General features: G+C 67.6%; 6 protein-coding genes. 3 read left to right on the forward strand and 3 right to left on the reverse strand.

The features are described from left to right. Together RMO40_RS10385 and RMO40_RS10390 are read left to right on the forward strand one after the other, a co-directional pair. Nucleotides 1–694: ATP-binding cassette domain-containing protein (locus tag RMO40_RS10385; RefSeq protein WP_309720227.1), on the forward strand; the 694-nt coding region annotated here is incomplete at its 5' end. Then, on the forward strand, nucleotides 687–1988 hold the full coding sequence (locus RMO40_RS10390; RefSeq protein ID WP_309720229.1) for an MFS transporter: 1302 nt from the start codon (nucleotides 687–689) through the stop codon (nucleotides 1986–1988). The genes RMO40_RS10385 and RMO40_RS10390, both read left to right, overlap by 8 nt. Nucleotides 1989–1995: 7 nt before the next feature. Here the strand turns inward: RMO40_RS10390 and RMO40_RS10395 are convergent, their stop codons facing one another. Genes RMO40_RS10395 through RMO40_RS10405 form a run of 3 tightly spaced genes read right to left on the reverse strand, consistent with a single transcriptional unit; the run spans nucleotide 1996 to nucleotide 3557 of the window. Then, complete coding sequence (locus RMO40_RS10395) at nucleotides 1996–2439, reverse strand: FKBP-type peptidyl-prolyl cis-trans isomerase (RefSeq protein WP_489660139.1); 444 nt, start codon at nucleotides 2437–2439, stop codon at nucleotides 1996–1998. Between the two features lie 45 nt (nucleotides 2440–2484). Beyond that, on the reverse strand, nucleotides 2485–3015 hold the full coding sequence (locus tag RMO40_RS10400; protein WP_309720231.1) for a methylated-DNA--[protein]-cysteine S-methyltransferase: 531 nt from the start codon (nucleotides 3013–3015) through the stop codon (nucleotides 2485–2487). Beyond that, nucleotides 3015–3557 carry an MOSC domain-containing protein gene (locus RMO40_RS10405; RefSeq protein ID WP_309720233.1) on the reverse strand — a complete coding sequence of 181 codons (543 nt, stop codon included), beginning with the start codon at nucleotides 3555–3557 and terminating at the stop codon, nucleotides 3015–3017. Before RMO40_RS10405 ends, RMO40_RS10400 begins: the two co-directional genes overlap by 1 nt. Before the next feature lie 20 nt (nucleotides 3558–3577). Here RMO40_RS10405 and RMO40_RS10410 point away from each other — a divergent pair. Beyond that, nucleotides 3578–3884, forward strand: a 307-nt coding sequence (locus RMO40_RS10410; RefSeq protein WP_309720235.1) for a tRNA-dihydrouridine synthase, incomplete at its 3' end; no start/stop codon positions are given.

The following is a 3884-nucleotide window of genomic DNA, read 5'->3' on the forward strand; positions in this document are numbered from 1 at the left end:
GGCGGGCAAGTCGACCGTGGTCAACCTGCTGCTGCGCTTTCACGACGTCGCGCAGGGCCGCGTGCTGATCGACGGGCAAGACATCGCGCACGTCACACAAGACAGCCTGCGTGCGCAGATCGGCATGGTCACGCAAGACACTTCGCTCCTGCACCGCTCGGTGCGCGACAACATTCTTTACGGCCGGCCCGATGCCAGCGAAGAGCAGATGCTGGCCGCCGCGCTGCGCGCCGAGGCGCACGACTTCATCCTGGGCCTGGCCGACGCCAAGGGCCGCAAGGGCTACGACGCGCATGTGGGCGAACGCGGGGTCAAGTTGTCGGGTGGGCAACGGCAACGTGTCGCCATCGCGCGGGTGATGCTGAAAGACGCGCCCATTCTGTTGCTCGATGAAGCCACCAGCGCGCTCGACTCCGAGGTCGAAGCCGCCATCCAGGCGAGCCTGTACCGCTTGATGGAAGGCAAGACGGTCGTGGCCATCGCCCACCGCCTGAGCACCATCGCCGCGATGGACCGTCTGGTGGTGCTCGACAAGGGCCGCATCGTCGAAGAAGGCGACCACCGCAGCCTGCTTGCGCAGGGCGGTTTGTACGCGCGGCTGTGGGCGCACCAGAGTGGCGGTTTCCTCGGAGAAGAGGCCGAAGACGACGAGCCGCTGCCGCCGGTGGCTGCACAGCCGCAGGCCCTTGTTTAAAGCCAAGCTCGAAGGCTGGAACCGGCTCGGCAGGCCGTTCAGGTCGCTGCTGGTCAGTGATGCACTGACCTTGTTGTCGACCATGGTCGGCTACGTGGCGGTGCCCTGGTGGATTGCGAAGGAAGGTGGGGCAACGCACATCGCGCTGTACGCGTCGCTGCTCGCGGCGGTGGCGTTTTTTTCGCTGCCGCTGCTCTCGCCGCTGGGCGACAGGGTGTCCAAGCGCTTGCTGCTCACGCTCGGTCTGGTGGCGCTGCTGGTCGAGAGCCTGCTGCTGGCGTCGATGGCGCAGGCCGGTGTCTACCGCATCGAGTGGATCATCCTGCTAGGGGTGTTGCAGCAGGTGGCGATGGCCGTCATGACCCCGGTGACGATGAGCATCGCCGCCGAAATGCTGCCGCCCGAGCAGTTGAACGAAGGCCTGGGTTACCAGCGCACCGCGCAGGCCCTGGGCCGCTTGTTCGGCCCGGTGGCCGGCGGGGCCTTGCTCGCGGTGGGTAGCACGGCCACCGCGCTGTGGGTCAACGCGGGTCTGTTGGCCTTGGCCTGCCTGCTGGCCTCACGCATCGAGCTGCCGAGGGGTGTGCGGGCCTCACGCTCGGTGGCCAGCTGGATGACCGATCTGCGCGCCGGACTGGCAGCCAAGTGGAAGATCCCCACCGAGCGTGGATGGTCGTTCGTGTCCTTCCTCGTGTTGATTTTTTTCGTGCCCAGCGTGGGCATGCTGGTGCCGCTGAAGGTGCAGTCTTTGTCGCTGTCGGGCGCTTGGCTCGGGGCCTGCGAGGCCGGGCTCTCGGTGGGCATGTTGGTGGGCTCGCTCGGCGGTTCGATGTGGGTGGCCGAAAGGGTGGGCCGCTTTCGCGCCAGCTTCGGTGCCATCTTGTGCGAGGGCGTGATCCTGGTGGTGCTGGGGCTGACCCACCAGCCCTGGGTGATGGTGCTGGCGTTCACGCTCATCGGTGCTTGCGTGATGACGGTCGTGACCGTGGGGCACACCCACCGCATGCTCGCCATCCCGCAGCACTTTCGGGCCCGCATGTCGGCGGTCAACCTGATGGTGGCGCAGGTGGGGGCGGTGATCGGCCCGGGGCTCGCGGGCGCGAGCCTGGTGGTGTTTCACGTTGACCAGGTCTACATGGCCTGCGGCGTGGGCCTGTTTTTGGTAGCGCTCGGCTACCAGTGGGTGCCGGGCTACCGCCGGTTTCTCAACCTGACGCACGACGAAGCGGCAGGTTTTTATGGCCGCGAGCACCCGGCGCTGTTTGACGCCGGGGCCCAGCGCGAGTCGCGCTGACCGGAACTCAGCGCTTGATGTCCAGCAGCTCGATCTCGAAGTTCAGGGTGGCGTTCGGCGGGATCGGGCCTGCACCACGTTCGCCGTAGGCGATGGCAGGTGGGCACACCAGCTTGGCCTTGCCGCCGACCTTCATCATCTGCACGCCCTCGGTCCAGCACTTGACCACGCGGTTGAGCGGGAACTCGGCGGGCTGGCCGCGCTTGTAGGAGCTGTCGAACTCCTTGCCGTCGGGGAAGGTGCCGCGGTAGTGCACTTTCACCGTGTCGGTGGCGGCGGGGCTCGCGCCCTTGCCTTCACTGAGCGATTGGTAGATCAGGCCGCTTGGGGTGACCACCGTGCCGGGTTCCTGCTTGGCAGCGGCCGGCGCGCTGGCTTGGGCATGGGCCATGGGGGCGGCCAGCGTGGTGAACGAAGCGAGCGCGAGAGCGCGCAGCCAGTGGGTTGTCATCAAAAGTCTCCGGTGGTGGATGTGAGCGCGCCGATGCTAACCGAGCTAAAACAGCCCCGGCTCGCTCCCGAATTGGGCCTGCTCAATCAGCAAGATGCGCAGCTTGGTCGACACCCCACCGCCCGCCGAAAAGCCGCCTGCGCGCCCACCCGCCGCCAGCACGCGGTGGCAGGGCACGATGATGGCAAACGGGTTGGCACCCAGCGCCTGTCCCACCGCGCGTGAGGCACCGGCGTCGCCGAGTTGTGTGGCCACCTCGCCGTAGGTGCGCGTCTGCCCGGCGAGGATCTCGCGCGAGACCTCGTACACACGCCGGTGAAAGGGCGCGATGCCGTCGAAGTCGAGCGCCACGTCGCGCAGGTCGATGGGCTCGCCTTGCAGCAGCGCGACGATGCGCTCGATGGCCGACTGCACCTCGGGTGGTGGCTCGGCCTGCGGCAAGGCTGCACCGCCGCGAAACATGCGGCGCAAGGTGCCTGCATCGGTCGGCTCGGGCAGCTGGAACGCGCGGATGCCGCGCTGGCCCCAGGCGATGCCGCAGCAGCCGATGGCGGTGTCGAAAACGTTGCAGTGCACTACACACGCTCCATCGCGCGGTGTGGTGGGGCAGGCAGCGTCACCCGGATCGCATCGCCCGCTTGCACGCTGCCGCCCGCGATGACCACGCCCATCACGCCGGCCTTGCGCACCAGCTTGCCATCGGCTGTGCGTCCCAGCACTGCCGACATGAGCCCGGTGCGGTGCGCATCGAGCTGCACGCAGGGGTTGCGCAGGCCGGTGAGTTCGACTATCGCGGTGTCACCGATGTGCAGCTGCGAGCCCACCGGCAGCGCCAGCAGGTCAATGTGTCGTGTGCCGATGTTTTCGCCGATCTGGCCAGCCGCCACGGCGAAGCCCTGCGCTGCCAGTTCGTCGAACAACTCACTGTGGATCAGGTGAACCTGCCGCAGATTGGGTTGCGTCGGGTCGCGTGCCACACGCGAGCGGTGTTTCACCGTGACCCCGCAATGGGCGTCGCCTTCGACACCCAGGCCGGCCAGCAGCGTGATCTGCTGTGCCGTGGGTTTCGAGAACTTGTGCGTGCCGTTGAGGCTGACCGATGTGACGTGCGCTTTCATGGCATCGGAGAATACCCAACATGACGTTGCTCCTCGCCCCGATGGAAGGCCTGCTCGACCACACCCTGCGCGACATCCTCACGCGGGTGGGCGGCATCGACCGCTGCGTGTCGGAGTTCATCCGCGTCACCGGCACCTTGTTGCCCGACCGCGCGTTTGTGCGCGTGGTGCCCGAGCTGCTTAACGGCGGGCGCACGCCGGCCGGTGTGCCGGTGCGGGCGCAGCTGATGGGCTCCGACGCGGTGTGCCTGGCTGAAAACGCGGCCAAGCTGGCGGCCTTGGGGCCGGCGGGCATCGACCTCAATTTCGGTTGCCCGGCCAAGGTGG

The sequence above is a fragment of the Rhizobacter sp. genome, from assembly GCF_031412075.1.
Lineage (GTDB): Bacteria > Pseudomonadota > Gammaproteobacteria > Burkholderiales > Burkholderiaceae_C > Rhizobacter.

Coding starts and splice junctions, on each gene's coding strand:
- RMO40_RS10395 (WP_489660139.1), bottom strand. CDS start 2,439: ATGACAACCCACTGGCTGCGCGCTCTCGCGCTCGCTTCGTTCACCACG.
- RMO40_RS10405 (WP_309720233.1), bottom strand. CDS start 3,557: ATGAAAGCGCACGTCACATCGGTCAGCCTCAACGGCACGCACAAGTTC.